This window comes from Rhizobium changzhiense, assembly GCF_013087625.1.
GTDB lineage: Bacteria > Pseudomonadota > Alphaproteobacteria > Rhizobiales > Rhizobiaceae > Rhizobium > Rhizobium sophorae.
This window is the reverse complement of sequence record NZ_JABFCQ010000001.1, coordinates 579,589-604,823: the sequence shown is the minus strand read 5'-3', so window position 1 is coordinate 604,823 and position 25,235 is coordinate 579,589. Positions and strand designations below refer to the sequence as shown.

Annotated in this window: 24 protein-coding genes; 13 read left to right on the top strand and 11 right to left on the bottom strand. The window is 62.4% G+C overall.

Annotated features, from left to right (window positions below; genetic code table 11):
* The first annotated feature begins 17 nt into the window (after nucleotides 1-17).
* Nucleotides 18-1,115 carry an NADH:flavin oxidoreductase/NADH oxidase gene (locus G9X68_RS03020; protein WP_171601211.1) on the top strand — a complete coding sequence of 366 codons (1,098 nt, stop codon included), beginning with the start codon at nucleotides 18-20 and terminating at the stop codon, nucleotides 1,113-1,115.
* 85 nt (nucleotides 1,116-1,200) lie between these two features.
* Here G9X68_RS03020 and betA read toward each other — a convergent pair whose 3' ends face one another.
* From betA to betI, 3 genes are all read right to left on the bottom strand, one after another.
* A complete protein-coding gene (gene betA / locus G9X68_RS03015; RefSeq protein WP_171601210.1) occupies nucleotides 1,201-2,850 on the bottom strand; it encodes a choline dehydrogenase in 1,650 nt (549 codons plus the stop codon).
* A gap of 215 nt (nucleotides 2,851-3,065) precedes the next feature.
* Nucleotides 3,066-4,529 carry a betaine-aldehyde dehydrogenase gene (betB, locus tag G9X68_RS03010; protein ID WP_171601209.1) on the bottom strand — a complete coding sequence of 488 codons (1,464 nt, stop codon included), beginning with the start codon at nucleotides 4,527-4,529 and terminating at the stop codon, nucleotides 3,066-3,068.
* A 1-nt stretch (nucleotide 4,530) separates the two neighbouring features.
* Nucleotides 4,531-5,199, bottom strand: coding sequence for a transcriptional regulator BetI (gene betI / locus G9X68_RS03005; RefSeq protein ID WP_244956097.1), 669 nt, complete (start codon nucleotides 5,197-5,199; stop codon nucleotides 4,531-4,533).
* A 137-nt stretch (nucleotides 5,200-5,336) separates the two neighbouring features.
* Here betI and G9X68_RS03000 point away from each other — a divergent pair, with 137 nt between their 5' ends.
* The 4 genes from G9X68_RS03000 to G9X68_RS02985 all read left to right on the top strand — a co-directional run bounded on the left by G9X68_RS03000 (nucleotide 5,337) and on the right by G9X68_RS02985 (nucleotide 9,423).
* Nucleotides 5,337-5,885 (top strand): HdeD family acid-resistance protein, encoded by a 549-nt coding sequence (locus tag G9X68_RS03000; protein ID WP_171601208.1) that lies wholly within the window; start codon nucleotides 5,337-5,339, stop codon nucleotides 5,883-5,885.
* A gap of 219 nt (nucleotides 5,886-6,104) precedes the next feature.
* Nucleotides 6,105-6,344 carry a ribbon-helix-helix domain-containing protein gene (locus G9X68_RS02995; RefSeq protein WP_168312450.1) on the top strand — a complete coding sequence of 80 codons (240 nt, stop codon included), beginning with the start codon at nucleotides 6,105-6,107 and terminating at the stop codon, nucleotides 6,342-6,344.
* A 113-nt stretch (nucleotides 6,345-6,457) separates the two neighbouring features.
* Nucleotides 6,458-8,335, top strand: a complete 1,878-nt coding sequence (locus tag G9X68_RS02990; RefSeq protein ID WP_171601207.1) for a GGDEF domain-containing protein — start codon at nucleotides 6,458-6,460, stop codon at nucleotides 8,333-8,335.
* 92 nt (nucleotides 8,336-8,427) lie between these two features.
* A complete protein-coding gene (locus G9X68_RS02985) occupies nucleotides 8,428-9,423 on the top strand; it encodes an NAD(P)H-quinone oxidoreductase (RefSeq protein ID WP_171601206.1) in 996 nt (331 codons plus the stop codon).
* On the opposite strand, the gene G9X68_RS02980 is transcribed toward G9X68_RS02985, so the two are convergent.
* Nucleotides 9,420-10,850 (bottom strand): MFS transporter, encoded by a 1,431-nt coding sequence (locus G9X68_RS02980; protein ID WP_171601205.1) that lies wholly within the window; start codon nucleotides 10,848-10,850, stop codon nucleotides 9,420-9,422. The two genes, G9X68_RS02985 and G9X68_RS02980, sit on opposite strands and share 4 nt — an antisense overlap.
* A gap of 101 nt (nucleotides 10,851-10,951) precedes the next feature.
* Here G9X68_RS02980 and G9X68_RS02975 point away from each other — a divergent pair, with 101 nt between their 5' ends.
* Nucleotides 10,952-11,575, top strand: a complete 624-nt coding sequence (locus G9X68_RS02975) for a helix-turn-helix transcriptional regulator (RefSeq protein WP_171601204.1) — start codon at nucleotides 10,952-10,954, stop codon at nucleotides 11,573-11,575.
* A gap of 23 nt (nucleotides 11,576-11,598) precedes the next feature.
* Here the strand turns inward: G9X68_RS02975 and G9X68_RS02970 are convergent, their stop codons facing one another.
* Nucleotides 11,599-12,810 (bottom strand): MFS transporter, encoded by a 1,212-nt coding sequence (locus G9X68_RS02970; RefSeq protein ID WP_171601203.1) that lies wholly within the window; start codon nucleotides 12,808-12,810, stop codon nucleotides 11,599-11,601.
* Nucleotides 12,811-13,194: 384 nt separating this feature from the next.
* On the opposite strand from G9X68_RS02970, the gene G9X68_RS31730 reads away from it, so the two are divergent.
* The 3 genes from G9X68_RS31730 (at nucleotide 13,195) to G9X68_RS02960 (ending at nucleotide 15,563) form a co-directional block, all read left to right on the top strand.
* Nucleotides 13,195-13,356, top strand: a complete 162-nt coding sequence (locus tag G9X68_RS31730) for a hypothetical protein (protein WP_244956096.1) — start codon at nucleotides 13,195-13,197, stop codon at nucleotides 13,354-13,356.
* A gap of 330 nt (nucleotides 13,357-13,686) precedes the next feature.
* Nucleotides 13,687-14,694, top strand: coding sequence for an asparaginase (locus tag G9X68_RS02965; RefSeq protein WP_171601202.1), 1,008 nt, complete (start codon nucleotides 13,687-13,689; stop codon nucleotides 14,692-14,694).
* A gap of 128 nt (nucleotides 14,695-14,822) precedes the next feature.
* Complete coding sequence (locus G9X68_RS02960) at nucleotides 14,823-15,563, top strand: hypothetical protein (protein ID WP_171601201.1); 741 nt, start codon at nucleotides 14,823-14,825, stop codon at nucleotides 15,561-15,563.
* On the opposite strand, the gene G9X68_RS02955 is transcribed toward G9X68_RS02960, so the two are convergent.
* Nucleotides 15,538-16,293, bottom strand: coding sequence for a DeoR/GlpR family DNA-binding transcription regulator (locus G9X68_RS02955; protein WP_171601200.1), 756 nt, complete (start codon nucleotides 16,291-16,293; stop codon nucleotides 15,538-15,540). The two genes, G9X68_RS02960 and G9X68_RS02955, sit on opposite strands and share 26 nt — an antisense overlap.
* A 142-nt stretch (nucleotides 16,294-16,435) precedes the next feature.
* Here G9X68_RS02955 and G9X68_RS02950 point away from each other — a divergent pair, with 142 nt between their 5' ends.
* A complete protein-coding gene (locus G9X68_RS02950) occupies nucleotides 16,436-16,792 on the top strand; it encodes a DUF4406 domain-containing protein (RefSeq protein ID WP_171601199.1) in 357 nt (118 codons plus the stop codon).
* A 372-nt stretch (nucleotides 16,793-17,164) separates the two neighbouring features.
* Nucleotides 17,165-17,785 (top strand): glutathione S-transferase family protein, encoded by a 621-nt coding sequence (locus tag G9X68_RS02945; RefSeq protein WP_171601198.1) that lies wholly within the window; start codon nucleotides 17,165-17,167, stop codon nucleotides 17,783-17,785.
* Here G9X68_RS02945 and G9X68_RS02940 read toward each other — a convergent pair.
* Nucleotides 17,770-18,129 (bottom strand): MmcQ/YjbR family DNA-binding protein, encoded by a 360-nt coding sequence (locus G9X68_RS02940; RefSeq protein ID WP_171601197.1) that lies wholly within the window; start codon nucleotides 18,127-18,129, stop codon nucleotides 17,770-17,772. The two genes, G9X68_RS02945 and G9X68_RS02940, sit on opposite strands and share 16 nt — an antisense overlap.
* A gap of 38 nt (nucleotides 18,130-18,167) precedes the next feature.
* A complete protein-coding gene (locus tag G9X68_RS02935) occupies nucleotides 18,168-18,362 on the bottom strand; it encodes a hypothetical protein (RefSeq protein ID WP_171601196.1) in 195 nt (64 codons plus the stop codon).
* Nucleotides 18,363-18,537: 175 nt separating this feature from the next.
* On the opposite strand from G9X68_RS02935, the gene G9X68_RS02930 reads away from it, so the two are divergent.
* The gene (locus G9X68_RS02930; RefSeq protein ID WP_171601195.1) at nucleotides 18,538-19,434 is read left to right on the top strand and encodes a LysR substrate-binding domain-containing protein; all 897 of its coding nucleotides are present in this window, start codon (nucleotides 18,538-18,540) and stop codon (nucleotides 19,432-19,434) included.
* A 3-nt stretch (nucleotides 19,435-19,437) separates the two neighbouring features.
* Here the strand turns inward: G9X68_RS02930 and G9X68_RS02925 are convergent, their stop codons facing one another.
* Together G9X68_RS02925 and G9X68_RS02920 are read right to left on the bottom strand one after the other, a co-directional pair.
* A complete protein-coding gene (locus tag G9X68_RS02925; protein ID WP_171601194.1) occupies nucleotides 19,438-20,103 on the bottom strand; it encodes a glutathione S-transferase family protein in 666 nt (221 codons plus the stop codon).
* Nucleotides 20,104-20,201: 98 nt separating this feature from the next.
* The gene (locus G9X68_RS02920) at nucleotides 20,202-21,569 is read right to left on the bottom strand and encodes a TIGR03808 family TAT-translocated repetitive protein (RefSeq protein ID WP_171602138.1); all 1,368 of its coding nucleotides are present in this window, start codon (nucleotides 21,567-21,569) and stop codon (nucleotides 20,202-20,204) included.
* A gap of 254 nt (nucleotides 21,570-21,823) precedes the next feature.
* Between G9X68_RS02920 and G9X68_RS02915 the strand changes: the two genes are divergently transcribed.
* Entirely contained in the window at nucleotides 21,824-24,121 is a 2,298-nt protein-coding gene (locus tag G9X68_RS02915) for a sensor domain-containing protein (RefSeq protein WP_171601193.1), read from the top strand.
* A gap of 99 nt (nucleotides 24,122-24,220) precedes the next feature.
* Here the strand turns inward: G9X68_RS02915 and G9X68_RS02910 are convergent, their stop codons facing one another.
* Nucleotides 24,221-24,943 (bottom strand): LuxR family transcriptional regulator, encoded by a 723-nt coding sequence (locus G9X68_RS02910; protein ID WP_171601192.1) that lies wholly within the window; start codon nucleotides 24,941-24,943, stop codon nucleotides 24,221-24,223.
* Nucleotides 24,944-25,235 lie beyond the last annotated feature (292 nt).

The following is a 25,235-nucleotide window of genomic DNA, read 5'->3' as shown; positions in this document are numbered from 1 at the left end:
ATTTTAAGGAGATTCCATTGCCCAGCTTGTTCGACCAATTCACGCTGAAAGGCGTCATCCTCCGAAACCGCATCGCGGTATCTCCCATGTGCCAATATTCCGCGATTGATGGCGTTCCGAACGACTGGCACGCCGCCCATCTCACAAGCTTGGCGCGCGGTGGCGCTAGCCTCGTCAACGTCGAAGCCACGGCTGTCTCTCCGGAGGGGCGGATCACGCCGGGCTGTACCGGTCTTTGGAATGATGTCCAGGCCGAGGCCTTTGGGCCGATCGTCGCCAGCATCGAGAAGGCGGGCGCGGTCGCAGGGATCCAGATCGGCCACGCCGGCCGCAAGGCCAGCGCAAACCGTCCTTGGGAAGGCGACGATCATATCGCCGATAGCGATCCGCGCGGCTGGGAAACCATCGCACCGTCCGCCATCGCGTTCGGCGGCGGCTTGGCGAAGGTACCGCGCGCCATGAAGAAGGCCGACATAGATCGCGTCCGCGGCGATTTTGTCGCTGCAGCGATCCGCGCGCGCGACATCGGATTCCGCTGGCTCGTGCTGCATTTTGCTCACGGCTATCTCGGCCAGAGCTTCTTTTCGCCGCATTCGAACCAGCGCGACGACGAATATGGCGGCAGCGCCGATAACCGTGGACGCTTTCTCCTCGAGACGCTGGCGGCCGTTCGTGAAGTCTGGCCCGAGGATCGTCCTCTGACTGCTCGCTTCGGCGTCATCGAGTTTGACGGTCGCGACCAGGAAACCCTGCGGGACGCGATCGATCTAGTCGGGAAATTCAAGAAGGCCGGCCTCGACTTCATCGACGTCAGCCTCGGCTTCTCAACCCCGGCCGCCAATATTCCCTGGGGTCCAGGGTTCATCGCGCCTTACGCCGATCAAGTCCGCAAGGCCACTGGCCTCCCCGGTGCCGCAAGTTGGAACATCACTCAGCCGGAGCAAGCGGATGAACTCATCCGAAGCGGACAGGTTGACCTGGTTATGATCGGCAAAGCGATGCTCGCCAATCCGCATTGGCCCTACGAAGCCGCGCGCAAGCTCGGTGTCGAGCGTCCGTCCTGGACATTGCCTGCCCCTTACGCACATTGGCTCGCATCCTACCGCACTGCCTGAGTGATCGGGGCTCTCGAATAGCGTTGAGGGCCCTTGTCTCTTCGAGTTGAAAAAAACGAATCACGGCCGTCTGACGGCTCGCTTCTTATCGATCGCTGACCGCCGCGCGCGGATTAACCCAGGGTTCCTGGTTCGAGCGTGACAGCGGCTGTTTGCCGAGAATATGGTCTGCCGCCTTCTCGCCGGTCATGATAGAGGGTCCGTTCAAATTGCCATAGGTGACATGCGGGAAGATCGAGCTGTCGGCGACGCGCAAGCCGTCGACGCCGATCACCCGCGTTTGCGGGTCGACCACCGCCATCGGATCGTCCTTGGCGCCCATCCGGCAGGTGCCGCAGGGGTGATAGGCGCTTTCCAGATGTTCGCGCAGGAAGGCGTCGATCTCTTCGTCGCTTTGCACGCTTTCGCCCGGCTGGATCTCCGGCCCGCGATAGTCGTTGAAGGCGCTCTGCCCGAAGATCTCACGGGTGAGGCGCACGCAGTGGCGGAATTTCTCCCAATCCTCGGCATGGCTCATATAGTTGAAGCGCAGCACCGGATCGGCCTTGGGGTCGGTGGAGCGCAAGCTGACGCTGCCGCGCGATTTCGACAGGTTGTAGCCGACATGAACCTGGAAGCCGTGGCTCTTCGCCGCCGCCTTGCCGTCATAGCTGATCGCCACCGGCAGGAAATGATACTGGATGTCAGGTTGCTTCAGCCCCGGCGCCGAGCGCAGGAAGGCGCAGGCCTCGAATTGGTTGGAGGCGCCGAGCCCGCCGCGCGAGAGCAGCCATTGGGCGCCTGCCACCCCCTGCCAGAACCATGGCAGCCAGGAATAGAGTGACACCGGCTTGGTGCTGACCTGCTGGAAGTAGAATTCCATATGGTCCTGCAGGTTGGCGCCAACGCCCGGCCGGTCGGCGTTCACCGCAATGCCCATATCCTGCAGATGTTGGCCCGGACCGATGCCGGAGAGCATCAGCAGTTTCGGCGAATTGAACGAGGAGGCCGAGACGATCACCTCGCGGTTCGCCTTCACCACCTCGATCCTGCCGTTGCGTTCGATCTCGACGCCGGTCGCCCGTCCGTCCTCGATCACGATCCTCTGCGCAAAGCCGTAGACGATCTTGACATTGTCCCGCTTCAGCGCCGGTTTCAAATAGGCATTGGCGGCAGACCAGCGGCGGCCGCCGAAGATGGTCTGCTCCATCAGACCGAAGCCTTCCTGCTTGCTGCCGTTATAATCTTCCGTCGTCTCGAAGCCCGCCTGTTTGCCGGCCTCGACGAAGGCTTGGAAGAGCGGATTGGTGAAGCCGCCGCGCTGGACATGCAGCGGCCCGTCGGTGCCGCGCCAGCCCTCTTCGCCGCCATGCGAATGTTCCATCCGCTTGAAATAGGGAAGCACGTCGGCATAGGCCCAGCCGCTGGCGCCGAGCTCCTCCCAGCGATTGAAATCCTCGGCATGACCGCGCACATAGACCATGCCGTTGATCGACGAGGAACCGCCGATCACCTTGCCGCGCGGTGCGGTGATGCGCCGGTTGTTGAGGTTCGCCTCCGGCTCGGACAGATAACCCCAGTTATAGCGCTTCATGCTCATCGGCCAGGCAAGCGCTGCCGGCATCTGGATGAACGGCCCAAAATCGCTGCCGCCCGCCTCGATGACGATGACGCTATTCTTGCCGTCTTCCGACAGACGGTAGGCGAGGGCGGAGCCGGCGGAGCCCGAGCCGATGATGACGAAATCTGCTTGCATAGTCTTGTTCCCTCGAGCTGCCATCATCCGGCTGCTTCTTGTTTTCCCAGAGCCTGCCCCTCATCCGCCTGCCTGCCCCTTCTCCCCGCTCGCGGGGAGAAGGGGATATGCCGCACCGGCTTCCCCAACCTCTACGTTGCGTTTGCCACGTCCCCTCTCCCCGTTTTTACGGGGAGAGGGTTAGGGTGAGGGGCAGAGGCAGGGGCAAATGTTCTTCAATAAGGCGCCACCACCGGCCCCATGCCGACATAGACCGTCTTCAGCTCGGAATAATGCTCCAACGCGGCAAGCGAATTTTCGCGGCCGAAGCCGGATTGTTTCGAGCCGCCGAAGGGGATTTCCACCGGGCAGAGATTATAGGTGTTGATCCACAGCGTGCCCGCTTCCAGCCGGTCGACGACGCGGTGGGCGCGGGTGAGGTCGGCGGTGAAGACGCCGCCGGAAAGGCCGAACTCGCTGGCATTGGCGCGCGTAATCACTTCGTCCTCGGCGTCGAAATCGAGCACCGACATCACAGGCCCAAAGATCTCCTCGCGGGCGATGGTCATGTCGTCGGTGACATCGGCAAACACCGTCGGCTGCACGTAATAGCCTTCGCCGGAGACATTGTTCGGAATGCCGCCGCCGGCAATTAGCGTCGCGCCCTCGGCCTTGCCCTTCTCGATGTAGGAGATCACCTTCTCGCGCTGCGCCCAGGAGACCATCGGCCCGACCTGCGTTGCCTCGTCCATCGGATCGCCGATCAGCATCGCCTCGGTGCGGACCTTCAGCCGCTTCAGGAACTCGTCCTTGATCGTCTTCTGCACGAAGACGCGCGTGCCGTTCGAGCAGACCTGGCCGGTCGAATAGAAATTGCCGAGCATCGCGCCGCCGACCGCCGAATCGAGATCGGCATCGTCGAAGACGATGAGCGGCGACTTGCCGCCGAGTTCCATCGTCACGTGCTTGAGGTTGCCGGCGGCAGCCGCCGCCACCCTGCGGCCGGTCGGCACCGAGCCGGTCAGCGACACTTTGGCGACGTCGGGATGGTTGACGAGCAGCGGCCCGGTGTCGCGGTCGCCCTGGATCACATTGAAGAGCCCCTTCGGCAGTCCCGCCTCATGCAGGATCTCGGCGATCTTCAGCGCCCCGAGTGGGGTGTTCTCGGACGGTTTGAACACCATGGCATTGCCGCAGACTAGCGCCGGCGCAGCTTTCCAGCAGGCGATCTGCTGCGGATAGTTCCAGGCGCCGATGCCGACGCAGACGCCCAGCGGCACCCGCTTGGTATAGGCAAAATCCTGGCCGAGCGGGATCTGCGATCCGTTGAGCCCGGCCGGCGCAATGCCGCCGAAGAACTCGAAGGCATCCGCACCCGAGGTCGGGTCGGCGACAACAGTCTCCTGGATCGGCTTGCCGGTATCGAGCGTTTCCAGTTCGGAAAGCGCCCGGTTTCTCTCGCGCATGATGTCGGCTGCCCGTCTTAGGATGCGCCCGCGCGCCATCGGGCTCATCGCCGCCCATTCCGGCTGGGCGCGTTTGGCCGCCGCAATCGCCTTTTCGACGATCGCAGGCGTTGCCGCATGCAGCCGGGCGATCACCTCGCCGGTCGCCGGATAAAGGCTCTCGATGACGGTGCCGTCGGTATCCTCGACATATTCGCCGTCGATGAAGTGCGAGGCTTTCGGCTGGGCTTTCATGTCATTTGTCCCTTGGGTGGTTCGATGTGGTCGTCCCTTCCCCCTCGGGGAGAAGGTGGCCCCGCAGGCCGGATGAGGGGGCTGAAATCTCGGTCTTGCCCAACTGCGTCGTCAGATAATCCTCGGTCAGCGCGATCGAGGCTTCAATGCCGATCGGCGCCGATTTCAGACTTTGCCTGATATAGAGCCCGTCGATCATCGCCGCAGCGCCCTCGGCGATACGTTCTGCGGCGTCTGCGGGCAGCAGCGCCTTGAGGTCGGCCAGCAGATTGGAGCGCAGCCGCCTGGCATAGATCACCAGGAAGCGGCGGGTCTCTTCCGAGCGCTGCGCTTCGGCGTAGAAGGCAAGCCAGGCGGCAATCGTCTCCGGCGCGAACTGGTCGGCGTGGAAGCTGACGCGGATGATGGCTGAAAGCCGGGCGCGCGGCGTCCTGGCGGCCTTGAGCGCCGCCACCGTATCGCCGCGCAGCTGTCTTAGAAGCGAGCGGATCGTCTCGATCAGCAATTGTTCCTTGCTGCCGAAATAATGATGCGCCAGGGCTGGCGATACGCCGGCCTGCCGGGCGATGTCGGACATGGTGACGGCAAGCGAGCCGTGATCGCCGATCACCCGCAGCGCCGCATCGACAAGCGCCTTGCGGCGCACCGGCTCCATTCCGACCTTCGGCAACAACCTACTCCTTGAAATCAGCGGCAGGTTATTTTTGATTGACTGATCAATCAATAAAAATCTTTCTCGATTTGGCCCGGCGCAGATCTTTCCCTGAAAAATTGCTGTAACATATTCTGAATCTCAGGAGGTGGATCATGGCCGATGTCTTTGAGGGAACGCCGACATCTTCGCTGCAGTCGAAATGGATCTGGTTTGCCGGCCTCGGCGTGCTGCTGCTCGTCTGCGGCCTGATCGCGCTCGGCAATCTGATGCTCGCCACCGTCGTCTCGGTCTATTATGTCGGTATGCTGATGCTGTTCGGCGGCGTGATCTATCTCGTCCATGCCTTCCAGGTGCGCGGCTGGGATCACGTGCTGTTCTGGATCCTGAGCGGCCTGCTCTATGTGCTTGCCGGCATTTGCGCCTTCATCAACCCGATCCTGACCTCGGCGGCGCTGACGCTGTTTCTGTCGCTGGCGCTCGTCGTCGCAGGTGTCTTTCGCACCTGGGTCGGCATGCGCATGAAGCCCACCAAGGGCTGGCGCTGGATCGTCGCAAGCGGCGTCATCACCGCCCTTGCGGGTTTCGTCATCGCGCTCGGCTGGCCGGTGAACAGCCTCTGGATTCTCGGCCTGTTCCTGGCCGCCGATCTCATCGTTCAGGGCTCGACGTTGATCGCCTTCGGCCTCGGCATCCGCAGTTGAGATTATCGAGAGCGGCCGTTCATTTTTTGACAAGACCCGTTCTTTTTTGACAAGACTATGACTGGGGATTAGACTTAAGGGGTTAGAGGCCGGTCCCGCGCAAGCGAACGGCCTGAGTGCGAATGCACCAAGGCACCGGCGAGATCGCCGAGAATGCTGAAAATGGTCATGCGTCCCCCAGAGGCAGGGTTCTGCCTGATCAGAAAAGGGAGGAAGTTCATGCCGATGGTCACCGTTTCCATCTCTCCGCAACAGGCAGCGGGCATCCGCGCCGCCGTCGACAATGGCGGTTATGCCTCGAGCAGTGAGGTTGTCCGCGAGGCTCTGCGCCTCTGGGATACCACCCGCAAGCTCAATGAGTTCCGGGACGATGTTCTTGACGACGGCGCTCCATCCGGCGGCAGATGCGTCGCCGACATGTTCGCCGATCACGAAGCGGAGCGCCGTCGCTCCGCCTGAATAAGCGTTTGATTGCATTCGAAAAATTGAATAGACGCGGAACGCGTGCAAGGCCCTTGCGCGTTTCATAAAACTTTCACATTGGCGAAAGAGTTCATTGACCCTTCTGCGGCATGTTCCGGATGAAAAAGAACAAGTCACAGTGGAGATCAGCCACAATGAAGACCGGCCACGTGAAGACTGGGTTGTCCTTGGCTGCCACCGTCGCGCCGGATGTCCTGCGCCGCTACGCCAGCGATCAGATCGTCACCCTTGCCAAGCTCGTGGTCGAGAATGCCTTCCAGCCGATCGTCGAGGCCGGCACCGGCACGGTCTTCGGCTACGAATCCCTGATGCGCGGCCAGGAGCGCATCGGCTACGAAACGCCCATCGACATCCTCGACGAGGCCCACCAGGCCGGACAGCTGCTGCAGCTCGAACAGATGGTCGCCAGCCGCGCGCTCGCCAAATTCGCGACACTGTCGAATTTCTCCACTTCGACGCTGTTTCTCAATCTCGACGTCCGGCTCATCCCGCATGGCGAACACCTGGTCGAGAGCCTGCTGCAGCATTTGCGGAAGGCGAATATTCCGCCATCCTCCGTCTGCTTCGAATTCTCCGAGCGTTTCGACAATACCAGCGTGCCGGAATTTTCCGGCCTCGTTTCCAGGCTGCGCAAGGCCGGTTTCAAGCTGGCGATCGACGATTTCGGCGTCGGTCACGGCGAGATGAAGCTGCTCTGCGATTATGCCGTCGATTATCTCAAGATCGACCGCCATTTCGTCGCCGAGATCGACCGCAGCCCGCGCAAGCGCCACCTGTTGAAGAGCATCGTCAACATCGCCCATGTGCTCGGCACGCGCGTCATCGCCGAAGGCATCGAGACCGAGGCCGAATTCATCGCCTGCCGCGAATATGGCGTCGACCTCGTCCAGGGCTGGTTCATCTCCCGCCCGACGACGCATATATCGGAGCTAGCGCCGTCCTTCCCGCATCTGCAGGAGCTCGGCAAGAGCAAGCGGGGCAGCCAGTCGCTCGACGAAATCCTCATCCGCAAGCAGATCGAGATGCTGCCGACGGCCTACGAGAACGACAGCATCGACAGCGTCTTCGAACTCTTCCGCCGCAATCCGCGTCAGGCCTTCTTTCCCGTCCTCAACGCCAATGACGAGCCGCGCGGCATCATCCACGAGCATCACCTCAAGGAATATATCTATCAGCCCTTCGGCCGCGATCTCTTGAAGAACAAGATGTACGAGCGCAGCATTTCGCATTTCGTCGAGATGGCGCCGATCGTCGGCCTCGACAGCGACGCCGAGCAGCTGATGGCGATCTTCGCCAATATGGAAGGCAGCAACTGCCTGATCCTGACCGACAATATGCGCTATGCCGGCGTCGTCTCCGCCGCCTCGCTGATCAAGGTCATCAACGAGAAACAGCTGAAGACCGCGCAGGACCAGAATCCGCTGACCGGCCTGCCGGGCAATCGCGCCATCCGCGATTTCATGCGTCAGTCCGGCCGCGACGGCGATGAGCTCCGCCACTTCTGCTATTGCGACTTCGACAATTTCAAGCCGTTCAACGATGCCTATGGCTTCCATCTCGGCGACCACGCGATCTCGCTGTTTGCCGCGCTGATGCGCCGCTATTTCTTCGCCGAGCGCCATTTCCTCGGCCATGTCGGCGGCGACGATTTCTTCATCGGCGTCGTCGGCTGGACCAAGGAAGAGCTGACGGAGATTCTCGACCGGCTGATCAGTGATTTCCACGACGATGTGCGGGACCTCTATTCCGATGAGGATCGCGCCGCCGGCCGCATCCTCGGTCACGACCGCACCGGTGCGGAAGCTTTGTTCCCGCTGATGCGCTGCTCGATCGGCGTCATCGAATTGCCGGAAGGCCTCGTCATCGACGATATCAACCGCGTCAGCGCCGAAATCGCCATCATCAAGTCGGCCGCCAAGGACAGCGACGAAGGCCTGGTCTTCCATCTGCTGGGCGAGGCGAATTGACGCCTCTGCCACTTCCGGCCTTCCCAAGCCCGCGGGGCTGATTTATTTCCTGTGCATCTTCCGTTTGCATCGGATGAGGGAGGAACCGGGTCATGCCATTGCCTCAGGAAATGCGTTTCGTCGATCTGCCGTCCTTCGGCGGGCCGGAGGTGATGACGATCGGCAGGCGTTCGCTTCCTGTGCCCGGCGACGGAGAGGTTCTGGTGCGCGCCGAGGCGATCGGCGTCAACCGGCCCGATATTGCCCAGCGCCAGGGCAGCTATCCCCCGCCCAAGGGTGCGAGCCCGATCCTCGGCTTGGAGCTTGCAGGCGAAATTGTCGCCGTCGGCCCCGGCGTCAGCGGCTATGGCGTCGGCGATAAGGTCTGCGGGCTGGCCAATGGCGGCGCCTACGCCGAATATTGCCTGCTGCCGGCAGCCCAGATCCTGCCCTTTCCCAAAGGTTATGATGCGGTGAAGGCGGCAGCTTTGCCTGAAACCTTCTTCACCGTCTGGGCCAATCTCTTCCAGATGGCCGGGCTGACGGAAGGCGAGACGGTGCTGATCCATGGCGGTTCCAGCGGCATCGGCACGACGGCGATCCAGCTCGCCCGCGCCTTCGGTGCCGAGGTCTACGCGACGGCGGGCTCGAAGGAAAAATGCGAGGCCTGCGAAAGGCTCGGCGCCAAGCGCGCGATCAACTACAGGAGCGAGAATTTCGCCGAGGTGATCAAGGCCGAGACCGGCCACGGCGTCGACATCATCCTCGACATGATCGGCGCCTCCTATTTCGAGCGCAACATCGCCTCGCTGGCGAAGGATGGCTGCCTGTCGATCATCGCCTTCCTCGGCGGCGCGCTCGCCGAAAAGGTCAATCTCTCGCCGATCATGGTCAAGCGCCTGACGGTCACCGGCTCGACCATGCGGCCGCGCACGGCGGAAGAAAAACGCGCCATCCGCGACGACCTGCTCTCGGAGGTCTGGCCGCTGCTGGAAGCCGGCACCGTCGCCCCCGTCATCCACAAGGTCTTTGCCTTCGAAGAGGTCGTCGAAGCGCACCGGCTGTTGGAAGAGGGTAGCCATGTCGGCAAGGTCATGCTGCGCATTTAAAAAGACGCGCGGCGCGGTAATGTCAGCGACACGCCGACAGCGAGAACACCGGGCAGCGCCATCAGCAGATAGAGCCAGTGCGCTGCCGACAGCGCGCCTGATATGCCGCCGGGATCGACGAGGCCGGCGCCATTGGCGATGACGCCGGCAAAGGCGGCTCCGAACGCCCCACCGAGCGAACTCATTGTCGGGATCGCGGCAGAAGCCTTGTCCTTCTCGTTGTCGGCGACGAGCCTCAAAACCATGGCGACGAGATGCGCCCAGCCGAGACCGATACCGAAGCCCATCATGAACATGCCGATTGCCGCCGGTACGATGAGGAGCATATGCCCGTCGGGATTGTCCGTGGCGAGGAAGACGGCGAGGCAAGCGGTCGCCGCCGCCTCGATGAGGGCGCCAATGACGATTGCCCAATAGGCTCGGCCGCCGGTCCACGAGCCGCTGAGGAAGGCCGCCAAGGTCCAGCCGAGGGCGACGAGCGCCACGAGATAACCCGAGACGATCGCTAGCACCCCATGCAGGGTCTGCAGGAAATAGGGAATGAAGACGTCGCTGACGAGAACGACAGTCACGGCGAGCATCGCCAGGTAGACCCGTGAAATCGGCTGGGAAAGGCTGACGGCGCCGGAGGGCAGCAGGCGGTTCGGGCTTCGGCCCTCGATGACGATCATGCCGGCGACCGCGACGACCGAGGCGGCGATCAGCGCGACCTTCGTGGCTGTCGCCTCGATCGCGCCGGCCGCACTCACCATTAGCACGGCGGCAAGCAGCAGCCCGATCTGGGCGACCGGCGTCTTTGCCTGCTCGCGGTCGTCCTCGACGTCGGGCAACAGTCGTGGCGCCAAGACCGCCATCAGCAGGCCGAGCGGCACCAGCACGATGAAAGCGTAGCGCCAGGCGTGGCCGGATGAAAAGAAGCCGCCGAGCGTCGGCCCGATGACGGTCGAGACCCCCCAGATTGCCGCATAGAGGGTCGATGCCTTCGGCCATAGCGGCTCGGGATAGACGAAGCGGATGAAGGCATAGCCGAGCGCGGCAAGTGCGCCTGTTCCGAGACCCTGCACCGCGCGTCCGATCAGCACCACCGGCATCGACGGTGCGGCTGCGGCAATCAGGCTGCCGGCGCCGAAGACCAGTGCCGCGATCACGTAGACGGATCGAAGCCCGATGCCGCGCGGCCGCATGGCGACGAAGATCGAGCCGAGCACGGCAGCGGCGACGAACAGGCTGGTGACCCAGGAAAACAGCGCGAGGCCGCCGACATCGCGCACGATCGAAGGCGCGATCGTCGCCATGATGTAACTCTCCACCGCATAAAGCGTCACGCCGCCGGCCAGCATCAATGTTGCCGGCAGGTGCTCGGGCAGGAAGAGGCGGAAGACGGAGCTGGCGCTGGGAATGACGGCTGTCTGGTCGATATTCGACATGGGAGGACCCCGAGATTTTACTGGCGAAGGATTATTTTCCAAGTTATAAATTGGAAAATTACACGCCGCCTCGAATTAAACAAGACGTGACTTGGAAAAATATGCGCCAGTCCCCAGCCAACCGCATCCTGATCCTGATAAAGACCGACGGGCCGCAGCTCGCCGCCGCGATCGGCGATACTCTCGGCATATCGGGCGAGGCCGCCCGCCAGCAGCTGTCGAAGATGGCGGAGGAGGGGCTGGTGGAACCGGTCACCGTTGCTGCTGCCGGCCGTGGCCGGCCGCGCCAGCTCTGGCACCTCACAGCCAGCGGCAACCGCCAGTTCCCGGATGGCCATGCCGAACTGACGGCAAACCTCCTCGGCACGCTCGTCGAGCAGCTCGGCCCCGCAGCCCTCGATACCGTCATTTCCGCCCGGGAGGCTGAGACGCTGCAGCGTTATCGGCAGGACCTCAGCCAGGCCCATGACCTTGCCGCGCGCGTCGAGGCCCTTACCGGCATCCGCACCCGCGAAGGCTATATGGCCGATTGCTGGCAGGAGCCGGACGGCGCTTTCATGCTGGTCGAAAACCACTGCCCGATCTGCGCGGCCGCCACTGCCTGTGCCGGCTTCTGCCGCTCCGAACTCGAAACCTTCCGCGCCGTCCTCGGCGCCGATATCGAACGCAGCGAACACATCCTCGCCGGCGCCCGCCGCTGCGCCTATCGCATCACGCCGCATTGACGCCTGTCGATCGGAACGGCACGTCACGCCGGTTGCCGCGCCTGCCGCCTGCTGCTTTCGAGATAGAGCAGCACTCCGATCGATGCGAGACCCGCGGCCGCGCCGACGAAGGCGGTGCCGGAATAATCGGTGATCGCGGTGCCGAAGGCAAAGAGGCCGGCGCTGACGCCAACCCCAATGAACGTGTTCAGCGAGATCAGCGAGGTTCCAAGCCCCGGCCGGTCCGCGATCAGATCCTGCAGATAGGTGATCGGCACGCTGAGGATCGCTGCCGCCCCGCAGGCATTGAAGAGGAGCAGTGCATAGACGTGCCAGGGTGCCGAAGCAAAGCCGAGCAGCAGCAGATAGACGCAATAGATCAGCGCGCCGAAGGCGAGCACATGTGCGCTTCGGAAGCGGCGCTGTGCAAAGCCCCACATCATCATGAACGGCATCTCGAGCAAAGCCGTCAAGCCGGCCATGAAGCCGACATCGACTACGGTGCCGCCGGCCGCATGGGTGATGATCAGCGGCAGGAGCATGGCGTTCAGCCGCTGCAGCCCGAACAGCATCGCCATGAGGATAACGCGCGACAGGACATGCGGCACGAAAATCCGTTTCAGCGAAGCAAAGAAGCCGACTGGATCGGGGGCAGGGCCGCCGGAGCCATTTCCGGGTGCGAAGAACAAATACAGGCAGAAGCAGGTGCAGCTTGCCAATGCCGCGATCCCATAGGCCGGCGTCATCGACGGTGAACTGACGAGATAAAGGCCGATCAACCCCGGCGCCAGCGCCCATGAGCCGGAAAAGAGCGCCCGCACCATTGCGGTGATCGCCGCCCCCTGGCCGTGGTCCATCTGGTTGGTCCTGGCGCGCAGGCTGGCGAACAAAAGCGAATAGGTGGAATTGCTCATCGGCACCAGCAACAGCGTGGAGAAGATGAAGACCACGGGGCTATGAATGATCGCGATCGACCCGAAGCCGAGCATGCCGGCGACGGAAAGCCCCAGCACCAGCGGCCGGCGCTCCTTCAGCCTGTCCGACCAGATGCCGAGCGTCAGGCTCGTCGTGACGTTGACGATCGAAGAGAAGAACACCAGTGCCGAATAGGCGCCGTTGCTCAAGCCGAGTTCATTGATCCCGATGATCGACTGGTAGGGCGCGGTCGACGCATAGGTGAAGGCGAGCGCGACGAGGGTCACGGTCGGAATTCGGATCCTGTTGTCGCGAAGGATCAAGGAAAAAGTGGATGGCATGGGGATGGTTCCTGATGCACCACTCTTAGCTGCATCGGACCTATCAGAGAAACGATAGTTTTCGATCGCTTCGGTCAATTTATGTGATGAATATTTGGACGATGTGATCGCGCTCCGAGCTCGCGGCGAGGCTGAGCGCCTGGCTCGCCCGGTAAATGCTCGCCGTGCCCGTAGCCGATTGACTCTATCAATCTTCTGCCCTTAGTGCTCGGAGGGGTTGATCAATTGGATGGGGCAATGAAATTTCGCTTTGTTGGCGCTGTTGCGCTCTCTTTCGCCGTTGCAGGTTGCACGCACGTTCCGCCGACGCCCTTTGAACGTCTCCTTCGTAAGGGTACGGAAGGCTGTGATTTTCCCATGACCTGAGAATCGGCGAGAAAAGTCATGGAGACTCTCGAGATAGATTATCCGACCAGAGCACAATTCTGGGACGCTATATCCGCAGTTTGCAATGTGGTGAAAGCTGGAAATAAGAGCAAAACCATCGAAATCCGGGTTCGTGATAGCCACGGTGTCCTGCGTAAAATCGTTGTTGAAAGAGAATAGGAAGCTCAGACGCCCGGGGACAGCGTTTGAAACAAGCAGTTCGGCGTTCGCGATATCAATGGGCCGAGACCACGAAAGCCCCTCATCCGGCTGCCGCCACCTCTGCCTGGGTCGAGCCACGTGTCTCGCCCCGTCCTTCGGACCCCCGCTCGCGGGGCGAAGGGGATATGCCGCACCGGCTTCCTCAATCTTTGACGCTCCGTTTGGCATGTCCCCTCTCCCCGTTTTACGGGGAGAGGGTTAGGGTGAGGGGCAGCCTAAACCCCGTTGGCTTTCGCCGCGTGACGCGTTATGGACTGCGCTATCCCGCCAGCATCCGGATAAAAGCTCATGACCAATCCCGTCACCGTCGAAGTTACCCGCGGCCTGCTCGTCGAAAGTCGCCATCGTGGCGCGGTGGCTGTGGTCGATGGTGATGGCAAGCTTGTCTTCTCGTTGGGCGATATCGAGGCTGCGGTCTTCCCGCGCTCGTCCTGCAAGGCGATGCAGGCGCTGCCGCTGGTCGAGAGTGGCGCGGCCGATGCCTATGGCTTCGGCGACAAGGAATTGGCGCTGGCCTGCGCCTCGCATAATGGCGAGGACGAGCATGTGGCGCTTGCTGCTTCGATGCTGTCGCGTGCCGGCCGCGATATCGAAACGCTGGAATGCGGCGCCCACTGGTCGATGAGCCAGAAGATCCTGATCCAGCAGGCTCGCATGCTCGATGCGCCGACCGCGCTGCACAACAATTGCTCGGGAAAACATGCAGGCTTTATCTGCGCCTGCTGCCACCAGGATATCGATCCGAGGGGCTATGTCGGCTACCAGCATCCGCTGCAGGTTGAGATCCGCGCGGCGATGGAAAGCCTGACCGGCGCGGTGCTCGGAGCAGAGAGCTGCGGCACCGATGGCTGCTCGATCCCGACTTATGCCGTGCCGCTGCGCAGCCTTGCCCACGGTTTTGCCAAAATGGCGACCGGCACCGGCCTCGAACCCCTGCGCGCCAAGGCATCCCGCCGGCTGATCGAGGCCTGCATGGCCGAACCCTTCTACGTCGCCGGCTCCGGCCGCGCCTGCACGGAGTTGATGCAGATCGCCCCCGGCCGGATCTTCGTCAAAACCGGTGCCGAGGGTGTCTTCTGTGCGGCGATCCCGGAAAAGGGCATCGCCATCGCGCTCAAATGCGAGGACGGCATGACCCGCGCCGCCGAAGCCATGGTGGCGGCGACGCTTGCCCGTTTCTTCGAGACGGAGAGCGAGGTCCATGCGGGCCTGATGGCCCATGCCGCAACGCCGATGCGCAATTGGAACGGCATCCATGTCGGCGATATCAGGGTCACCTCCGCCTTGGCCGGATGAGTTCGAACCGAATATATAAGTTATGAGAAAAATAAGAATTACCTAATATAAAAGGGTACGTCCTGCGATCGCGGATGCACCCTTTCGCGGCGACGTGAGCACAGTCCTGGAAGCCGTGAGGGCAGGGCATGTTTGCAGGCCGCTATCTCTGGTGGATGCTGATGGGTGTCGGCATCTTCATGTTCGCCGCGCTGAGCCTCGATTATATCACCTGGCTCACGATCCAGCTGTCCGGCTGCGGCGATATGGCCGGCGCCTGCGAACCGGCCCTCCGGCTGATATCGGGCGTGCTCAAACCCGCCTGCATCTGGACCGCGATCGGGGTCCTCTTCATCGCGACGCTGCTCCGTCTTCACGCTCTCTCGCTCACCTGGTTCTGGGGCCTGATCGTCGCCATCTGGTTCGTCGCTTCGACGCCGATCCTGCTCTTCCTGGCGGCGGATGCGGCGGCTCTGACGCGGCCCGCCACCTTGGCGGCACTGCCCGTCGCCTTGCTGTTTCTGGCGGCTTTCGTTGCCTATCTCATGATTGCCATCGAGGATGGCGACACGCCGCCGCTTGCAGCCTCGGCGCCGTTGCGCCTCGCCCTCCGCCTGACGGCGGTCTACGGCGCGCTTGCCGGTGCAGCCTTCATGCCGGAACTGTCGCGGATCGCCGGGACCCTGCTCGATATGCCGGCACTTTCCGTCATCATCGCGCTGGCGCAGCCATATCTGCAGACGGTGCTTACCCTTGGAACCGGCAGCATGGCGCCGGCCTATGCCGTACTGGCGGCCTTCATCGCGGCCCTTGCCGCAAGCCTCCTGCCGCATGCTGCCGCACCGCAGCCCTCCCGCAGCACCATCATGCTGTGGCGATTGCGCCGTTGAGATCGCGATAGGGTTTCAGCCGCTCGGCCGTCATCTCCATGGGCACGATCAGCCCCGCCACCTCGGAAATGCCAAGCACCGGGCAGGGCGAGACGAGGTCGAACTTCTCCTCGGTCAGCAGCACATGCGTTTCGGCCGAGCAGCGGGCGATGTGCCGCTTGATCGCCGCTTCTTCGAAATCGCCGGTGGAAAGCCCGTGCACCGGATGCGCGGCCGTCACCCCGAGGAAGAAGAGGTCGGGGCGCAGTTGTGAGATCGCCACCATGGCCGCCGCGCCCGTCGCCACCATCGAATGTTTGTAGAGCCGTCCGCCGGTGAGGATCACCTCGGCTGTCGGGTGGTGTTCGAGTTCGGTGGCGATGGTCGGGCTGTGGGTCGCAACCGTCAGCGGCATGTCGCGCGGCAACTGCCGGGCGATCTCCGCCGTCGTCGTGCCGCCATCGAGGAAGATCATCTGTCCCGGCTTCACCATCGCCGCCGCCGCCGCCCCCAGCCGCGCCTTGATCTGCGACGAGACGCTGCGCCGCGCGGTGAAATCAGGCAGGTCTGGCGCCAGCGGCATCGCCCCGCCATGCACCCGTTTCAGCAGCCCCTCCGCCGCCATTTCCCTGAGGTCGCGGCGGATCGTGTCTTCCGAAAGCGCGAAATCCTCGGCGACGCGCTTGGCGACCACCTGGCCGTCACGGCGCAAAATGTCGAGAATGAGGGTCTTGCGTTGTGTTGTCAGCATCGGATCTCTGCACGAAATTAAACATAGTTGCCCGATATTGCACGAAAGGACTCGACATTCAAGAAATATCGTGCATTTTCACGAAATCCCGTGCATGAGGCCGGGAGAGTGCTCACGCATAAGCGGAGCGAAGGAGTGGATCATGTTGATTTTGATTGCCGGGCCCTATCGGTCCGGAACGGGCGACGACCCGGAAAAGATGGCCGCCAACCTGAAGCGGCTGGAGCAACCCTCGCACGCGCTGTTTCAGGCCGGCCACGTGCCGATGATCGGCGAATGGGTGGCCCTGCCAATCTGGCACGCCGCCGGCGGCCGGTCGGTCGGCGATGCGCTCTACGAAGAGATCTTCCACCCGGTCGCCGGCCGGCTGCTGCAGCTCTGCGAGGGCGTGCTGCGCCTGCCCGGCGATTCCAAAGGAGCGGACAACGACGTCCGCATCGCCCGGGAACGCGGCATTCCGGTCTGGCACAGGCTGGAGGATGTGCCGGGCTGCGGTTGAGCCGGGTTGCTCGCCCGCGCGCCTCTACATTGCCCTTCGCTTGCGCTCAGGCCATTCGCGGCTTTGCCGCTCACCCCCTCAACCGACCCTTCGGGCCACCTTCTCCCCGCAGGGGAGAAGAGGGAGCAAGCGGATTGGCTTCGGTTCCACAACCGACGCTTTAAGAGGAAGTGAGGCGCTGCCACAAATCCCTTCTCCCCAGCGGGGAGAAGGTGCCGGCAGGCGGATGAGGGGCCACACGGCACACCATTCATTGCCCTTCGCTCGCGCTCAACGCACCTCACTTGTCCTGGGAGAAGCAAAACCCAATCCCACCAGTTCCGACCCGCGCACCGCTACGCTATAACCTTTGCCGAAAGGGAGTCGAGAACCATGCTGACACTATATTACGCGCCGGGAACCTGCGCGCTCGCAAGCCTTATTGCCCTGGAAGAATCCGGCCTGGCCTTCGAAGTAAAGAAGATCAGCCTCCGCGATGGCGAGCAGCGCTCGCCGGACTATCTGAAGATCAACCCGAAGGGCCGGGTGCCCGCACTTGTCACCGATTATGGCGTGCTGACGGAAACGCCGGCGATCCTGGCCTATATCGCCCACAGCGCCCCGGCCGCCAAGCTGGCGCCGCTTGATAATGCCTTCGAATTTGCCAGGCTCCAGTCCTTCAACAGCTATATCTGCTCGACCGTGCATGTGAACCATGCGCATCGCCCGCGCGGCTCGCGCTGGGCGGACGAGCCGGCGGCCATCGAGGCGATGAAGGCCAAGGTGCCGCAGAATATGGCCGATTGTTTCACGCTGATCGAGCAGACTATGTTCAATGGCCCATGGGTGATGGGTGAAGCCTATTCGCTCGCCGATCCCTATCTCTTCGTCATGACGGACTGGCTGCCGTCGGACGGCGTCGATCCCGCCCGCTTCGAAAAGGCGAGCGACCACCACGCCCGCATGCTGCAGCGCCCCGCCGTCCAGCGTGCGCTGGCCTACGACCGGGCCTGATAGCGGGCCGCAAGCTTCTTCGGCGCCCGGAACAGCCAGGCGCCGATCAGCCGCAGCCGCAATTCCTCGTCGCCGATCACGGCGGCGCGCACCGGCAGATACGGCCAGCCGACATAATGATCGGTTTGAAAATAGACGTCGGGCGCCATTTCCAGCAGGTGATCCTTGTCGTCGAGCGAAATCGAGATCACGATCGTCTCGGTGTTCTTCACCGCCGCAAAACTCTTGCCGCCGACCTTCAGCGCCGGATTGCCGTAGGAGGTGCTCTCCTCGACATCAGGCAGCTTGGCTTCCGTCGCCAGCCGCTTCAGGCGCTCGAAGATCGCATCGACATCGCCGGCCATGGTTCCGCCCTTTCTGCCAGGGCGAACCTACCATATATTTACGCGCGTTTCGCCAGCGGCGACTTGGCCTCCGCCTGAAAGCCGGCCGACATCCCGAGCGGCAGATCGGCGATTTCGCGCATCGACATTCGTTCGACCTCCGGATGCCGCAGCGGATCATCCTTCCAACCGGGGACAATTTCTGCGCTTCCCACGGGAAGGGCAGGTCTCAAGAAAAACTTCAGCAACGACATGGCATGCCTCGCTTTCTTCCGTGGCGCGGATATGATCGCCCAACGGCTCTCGGCCTCCGAGCCATCCTATCTGGCCAACGCTCGGCGCTCGAATGGATTGCCTATGCTTGCAATGTCGGCCTCAACAGCCAGATTTTCAATTGAGAATAACGCTGGAGCGGTATAGAAAAACTATATGAAGAACCTGAACATGGTCCATCTCAACGGCCTGCGAGCGTTGGAGGCCGTCGGTCGTCTCGGCTCGCTGCAGGCCGCCGCCGACGAACTCGGCGTCTCGGTTGGCGCCGTCAGCCAGCAGGTGATCAAGGCCGAAGCCCAGCTTGGCCAGGTGATCTTCGAGCGCACCGCCAGGGGAATGATCGCCACCGAAGCCGGCCGGCCGGTGCTTCTGGCGCTCGACGAGGGTTTCGCCCGTCTTTCGGCGGCGGTGTCGATCGCCAGCCGCAAGGACGATACGATCCTGACCATCTCGGTGGCGCCGGTTTTCGCCGCCCGCTGGCTGGTCTGCCGGCTCGATCGCTTCGCCGAGCGTCATCCCGACATCAAGCTGCGGCTGGATGCAACCACCAACCTCGTCAGTCCGGCGCTTTGCGACGTCGATATCGGCATCCGCGTCGGCAACGGCAAGTGGCCGGACGTGAAGGCCGAACTGCTGTTGGCACAGGAGGTCTTTCCGGTCTGCTCCCCCGAGATGGCGGCGACATTGAAGGAACCCGCCGATATCCTCGCACTGCCCGCGATCATTGACGGCCGCGCCATGTTCACCTGGGAGGTCTGGATGCGCGAGGCCGGCCTATCCGGTGCCACGCTTTCGACCCGCCACGTCTTCAACGATGCCTCGCTCTGCCTCGATGCGGCGATCGCCGGCCAGGGCGTCATGCTCGCCTGGCAGACCCTGGCCGCCTTTGCGCTCGCCGAAGGCCGGCTCGCCGCCCCTTTCGGCATCCGCGCGCCGACCGGCTTCGGTCATTATTTCGTCACCGCCGAAGGCACGCGCGAGCCGAAGAAGGTGAGGGATTTCAAAGCCTGGATCCGCGAGGAAATGGCCGGCACACTCGCCCTTTTCCAGTAGTCCTCAAATTTCGATCGGCTCCTTGCCGCGGGTCGCCTGCATGGCCTTGTAAGCCGGGCGGGACTGGCAGCGCTCGATCCAGGCTTTGATGTTCGGATGCGCATCGAACAGCGCCTCTTCGGTCTGGGTGTAGCGCAGCACCTCGGCAATGTTGAGATCGGCAACGGTAAAGCGGTCCCCGACGATCCACTGCCGGCCGGCAAGGTGGCCCTCGAGAACCACCAGCGGCCTGCGCAGCGAGCGGCAGGAAACCGCGATCGTCTGTTGGCCGCCTTCGCTGTCTTCGAGCCCGTTATCATAGGTGAGCACGATCTTCACGGTATGCGGCTCGACCTCCGCGGCTGCCCAGATCGTCCACATCGTCAGCAATCCGTCTTCTTCGACGGTTTGGCCGGAAAGCGGGCCGCCATGTCTACGCGCCAGGTAAAGATTGATCGCCAGCGACTCGTGCATGACGAGGTCGCCGTCCCGAATGCTGGGGATCTGCGCCATCGGGTTGACGGCGATGAAATCAGGCGAATGCGTATTGAGGGGCGCATCCGTTGCGAGCGGTTCTGCCAGCCGCCTTGCCTGCAGCACCGGCACCGAGCGGAATTCGATCCCAAGCTCCTCCGCCATCCAATAGACGCGTGAGGCGCGCGACCGATAGACCCCGTAGATTGTCAGCATGTCCATATCCCCTCGATGTGTCCGAGAGACCGTAAATGCCGGATCGGCGCGGGAAAAGTCCTTGTGGCTGATGGGATGATGAAAGCTTTTGATGGCCTTCAGGAAATGCGGTTCCGCTCAACGGTCAGCTGTGCATAGGGCGAGCCATCGCCTGCCATTTCGCCGGACACCTTCCTCTCCCATTGGAAGCCTAAAACCGCGCCTTCGGCGGTCTCCTGGAAAATGTTGTCGGTGATGACGGCGGTCCCGGCGCCATCGGCGACCGAGACGGCGCATCCCACAGGCGCCTTGCGCACCACATTGCCCGTCACAACGACGTTGCGCAGATAAGGCCCCCAGCCGATCTGCAGCCCCCAGCGCGGCGCGCCCTCGATGACATTGCCTGAAATCAGCGTATCGGCCTCTGCCGCGATGCCGATGCCGAAGCCGACCTCGTGCTGGTATGGGCCGCGCAGCGTCAGGTTGCGCACGACATTGCCGGTGACGCTTGCCAGCCTACCGCCCTCGTCGAAATTGGCGATGGAAATGCCGTTTGCCGCCCCGTCGATCATGTTGGCGGAAACGACGGCGCCCTCGAAGGCGAATTCGACGTAGATCGCCGTTTCGCCGGACCGCCGGCACTGATTGCTGCTGATCTGGATGTTCGAAGCCGAATTGGCGCGGATCGCCGTAAACGCGCAATCGGAGATCTGGTTATTCACCACCATCACGCCGTCGGCGCGGAAGATGTTGATGCCGTTGCCGTTTTGCCCGGTGCCGCCGTCATTGGCGCGGATATTGGAGATGCGGTTGCCGGAGACGACCGTGCCGTCCTCCGCCTTCTTCCAGCGATGCACCAGGATGCCGCCATTGCCGCAATCCGAGACCGTATTGCCGGTGACCGAGAGAGTGCTGGAATCCACCGCGTAAAGCCCGGCTTGGGCAGCCCCCGAAATGCGGCTGCGCTCGATCCGCCCGCCGCAGCGCTCCAGTTGCAGCCCGTGCTTGCGGCTGCCGCCGATCTCGCAATTGTCGATCAGCACCTCGTCGACGCCGGTAAATTGCAAAAGCCCGCCGGCATAGTCGCCAAGCCAGCGGTTGCCGCCGTCGATGACGAGATTGGAAAGCTCGATCCGCCGCACGTTCTCGGCCGCAAAAAGATGGCCTTCGCCGGTATAGACGATCCGCGAGGCGCCGGGCACGCCAGTGATGCGGGTATTGTCAGGCAAGGTGAGATTGGAGACCCGGTAGGTGCCGGGCGGCAGGAAGACCGGCACATTCTCGCGCGCCGCTTGTTCGATCATCTGCTGCAGGTTGCGGGTCTTGCGGTCGCCGCTTTCGGGAACGGCGCGATATTCCACCGCGTCGATCGCCCCGCGCAGATCGGGCTGAGCGGCGGCCGTCAGCGGCGAGGCAAGCGCGCACGATGCCCCTCCCGCAACGGCCGAGGCAGCAAGAAAGAAAAGCATGTCGCGGCGTGAGGGCATCCGGGGATCACTTGTCATAACGCGCCCGTAGCAGGAAACGTGCCAAACCCGCATGTATTCTTTTGGCACAGGCTTGGCAAAGGCCGGCGAAATTGCCGTTATGGCCGAGCGCGACGGCAGGATATCGCCGCTTATATTGTCGTCTTGTTCACCCTTTCATTTAAGCAAGCCGAAGGAAATGAGGACTACTTTGGAGGGAATTTCTATGATGACGGGTGGGAATACGGCCTTCGGCCGGCGGGGAGAATGGCGGCATGCACGAACCGAGTGCCAGGCGATGGGAATCAGCCGATGCCCTGACGGCCGAAACGCGGCGCATCGTCGCCGCGACGGAGGCAATGATGGCATCGACCGCTCATCATCTTTCCGAGGGTATCGAGAACCTGCGCCTCAAGGAAATCGTCCACGAACTTCCGGATTTCCTCTACGTCAAGGATCGTGACAGCCGCTTCGTTTTTGCCAATGCCGTCACTGCCAGCAGCCTTGGTCTGGAGAGCGCTGCGCTGATCACCGGCAAGCGCGATTTCGACCTGTTCGATTTCGAGACGGCGTGCCACCATTTCGACATCGAGCAACAGATCATGGCGACGGGCGAAGCCCGCATCGACATGGAGGAATCCTACACCCTTCCCGGCAGCAGAAGACCGATATGCCGGCTGACCTCGAAGATACCGCTGCGCAACGATCGCGGCGAGATCGTCGGCCTGATCGGTGTTTCCCGTGATATCACCGAACGCAAGCGCCAGGAGGATCTGCATCGCGGCCAGGCGAGCCTGCTCGAAATGATCGCCCGCAACGAGCCGTTGCCGATGATCCTCGAGGCGCTGGTGCTGATGATCGAGGCGCAGCTGACCGGGATCGATGGATCGGTGCTGCTGCTCGATAGCGAGGGCACCAGGCTCTATCACGGCGCCTCTCCCAATCTGCCCGGCGGCTACAGCCGCCTGATCGACGGTGTCACGATCGGTCCCAAGGTCGGCTCCTGCGGCACCGCCGCGTGGCGCGGTCAGACCGTGATCGTCGAGGATGTGATGAGCGATCCGCTCTGGGAGGATTTTCGCGCGCTGATCGCCCCGTTCGGGTTCCGCTCCTGCTGGTCGACGCCGATCGCCACCTCGCAGAACAATGTGCTCGGCACATTTGCGCTCTACTCCAGGGAAGTCCGCAGTCCCACCGAGCATGAGATGACGCTGGTGGCGCTCGCCACCCATATCGCCGGCATTGCCATCGAGCGCAAGCGTGTCGATGACCGCATCCATTTCATGGCTCATCATGACGATCTGACGGGCCTGCCGAACCGCGCCTTCCTCAAGGAGCGGCTGGCGAGCATCCTCGACCAGGCGCGGCGCAACAACCGCAAGGTGACCGTCGCCTATATCGATCTCGATAATTTCAAGGACATCAACGACGGCCGCGGACACGCCGCCGGCGACGAGGTACTGAAGGAGATCGCTGCCCGCATGGCCAATAGTGTCAGGGCGTCCGATATGGTGGTGCGTCTCGGCGGCGACGAATTCCTCGTGGTGCTCGTCCACCAGTCGAGCCACGATGCCGGCATCAGCCGCCGCCTTCGCGAGCTGCAGAAGGCGATCAACCGGCCGATCCGCGGCGCCGACGGCGAGATCACCGTCACCTCGAGCATCGGCGTTGCCGCCTTCCCCTTCGATGGTGCAACTTCACAAGAGCTTCTCGCCAATGCCGACCGCGCCATGTACCGCGCCAAGGAACTCGGCCGCAACACATTGCAGCATCACGATGGCGGCAGCACGCCTGTCGGAATGCCGCTCGGCGAGCACGAGGAATTGCACCAGGCGATCACCTGCCACCAGCTGTTTCTGCAATACCAGCCGCAGGTCGATCTCGCCACCGGCCGCATCACCGGGCTCGAGGCGCTGGTCCGCTGGAACCATCCTGCCAAGGGCAGGGTGCCACCGGTCAATTTCATTCCGCTTGCCGAAGAGACCGGCCTCATCGTCCCCCTCGGTCTCTGGGTGCTGAACGAGGCCTGCCGCCAGGCGCGCAACTGGCAGGATATGGGCCTGACGCCGCTGACGATCGCCGTCAACGTCTCGGCCAAGCAGTTCGCCGATCCGGATTTCGCAACCCATGTCGCCGAGGCGCTGGAGCGTCACTGCCTGCAGTCCCGCTGGCTGGAGCTTGAAGTCACCGAAAGCGTGGTGATGCAGAATGCCGAACGCGCACTCGCCATGATGGAAACGCTGCGGGGACTTGGCGTGCGCCTGTCGATCGACGATTTCGGCTCCGGTTATTCCAGTCTGGCGGCGCTGAAGACCTTCCCCTTCGACCGCTTGAAGATGGACCGTTCGCTGGTCGAGGCCCTGCCGGGCGACAAGACCGCCGTCGCCATCGCCTCGGCGGTCATTTCGCTGGCGCAGACCCTGAAGCTCTCGGTTCTCGCCGAAGGCGTGGAAACCGACGCCCAGATGGATTTCCTGCGCCAGGCCCATTGCGAGGAGGCGCAAGGCTTCCGCTTCTCCAGGCCGGTCTCCCCGGAGGAGATCCCGGCATTGCTGCGGGCGCGCAGCCTCTGAGCCTTATTTCATCAGCCTGTCGATCGCCTCGGAAAGCACGATGCGTCGTTTCAAAGTGTTGGAGCGTCCTTTGTGCGTCCGAAAGGCACGCACGGCGCTCTAAACGCGAATGACATTGAGCCGCAGAGCGCTGACGACGGCCTGCGTTCTCGTGGTGCATCCCAATTTCTTGATCGCGCTGCCGATGTGATTGTTCACCGCATTTTCTGAGAGATCGAGAAGTTTGGCAATTTCATTGCCCTTCCTGCCGCCGGCGGTCAGCCTCAGGCAGTCCAGTTCGCTCGCCGTAAACTCGATGGGCCTGTGTTTCTCGTTCAATGTCAGCTGCGAGAGCCGGTCATAGATCAGTGTGGCGATGAACAGCAGCTTCGCCATTTCGATCATGCTGAAATTCCGCGATCCCGAAATCGACATGGCGCCGCGCCCGCCCGCGGCATCGTGGACCGGAAAATAGGCGCCTTTTTCCATGCCGTACCGGTGGAACAGCTCGATGACCGTGGATTTCTTGCCTTCGCCGCGATTGGTATTGATCGCTTCAACATCATAATTGAAGGGGCTGGTCGACCTCAACATCCGGCGGATGACCGGGCTGTCGATCAGCAGATTATGGGCGTCATAGTAATCCACCATTTCCGCCGGCCAATTGGTGATGATCTTGGTTGCGCCGATTTCGACGTTGTCGACGGTCGGCAACGTCATGAACAGGAAAGCATTCATTCCGAGGTCTTGGGTGAGACCCTTCATATATTTGAATACTTCATAATGCGTGTTGAAGCCTGCGGCGATTTCCTCGATCCGATTGAATTCCGCCTCGAGCTTCATGTCTTTTCTCCATCAGCGGTTGTATCTTGGAGGGGCGCTTGGCGACTGGCGCGTCTACCGAATCCTCGTACCGGAAGTGGATTCTACACGGTTAGAGGACGCTGCAACATGCAACTGCGGAAGAAAAATACAAGCTCCTCGGCTGCCGAGAAGGTGAGCCGTACGGGGCATTTGAACCTTAACAAATAGTAAACGCACTTTCCGGCTTCGGGGCATAAAAAGAAAAGAGAAATCCCTGTATTGGCGTTGAAAATCGGAACCAGCAGACCTTGTGACGAACTGGGAGTGCTCG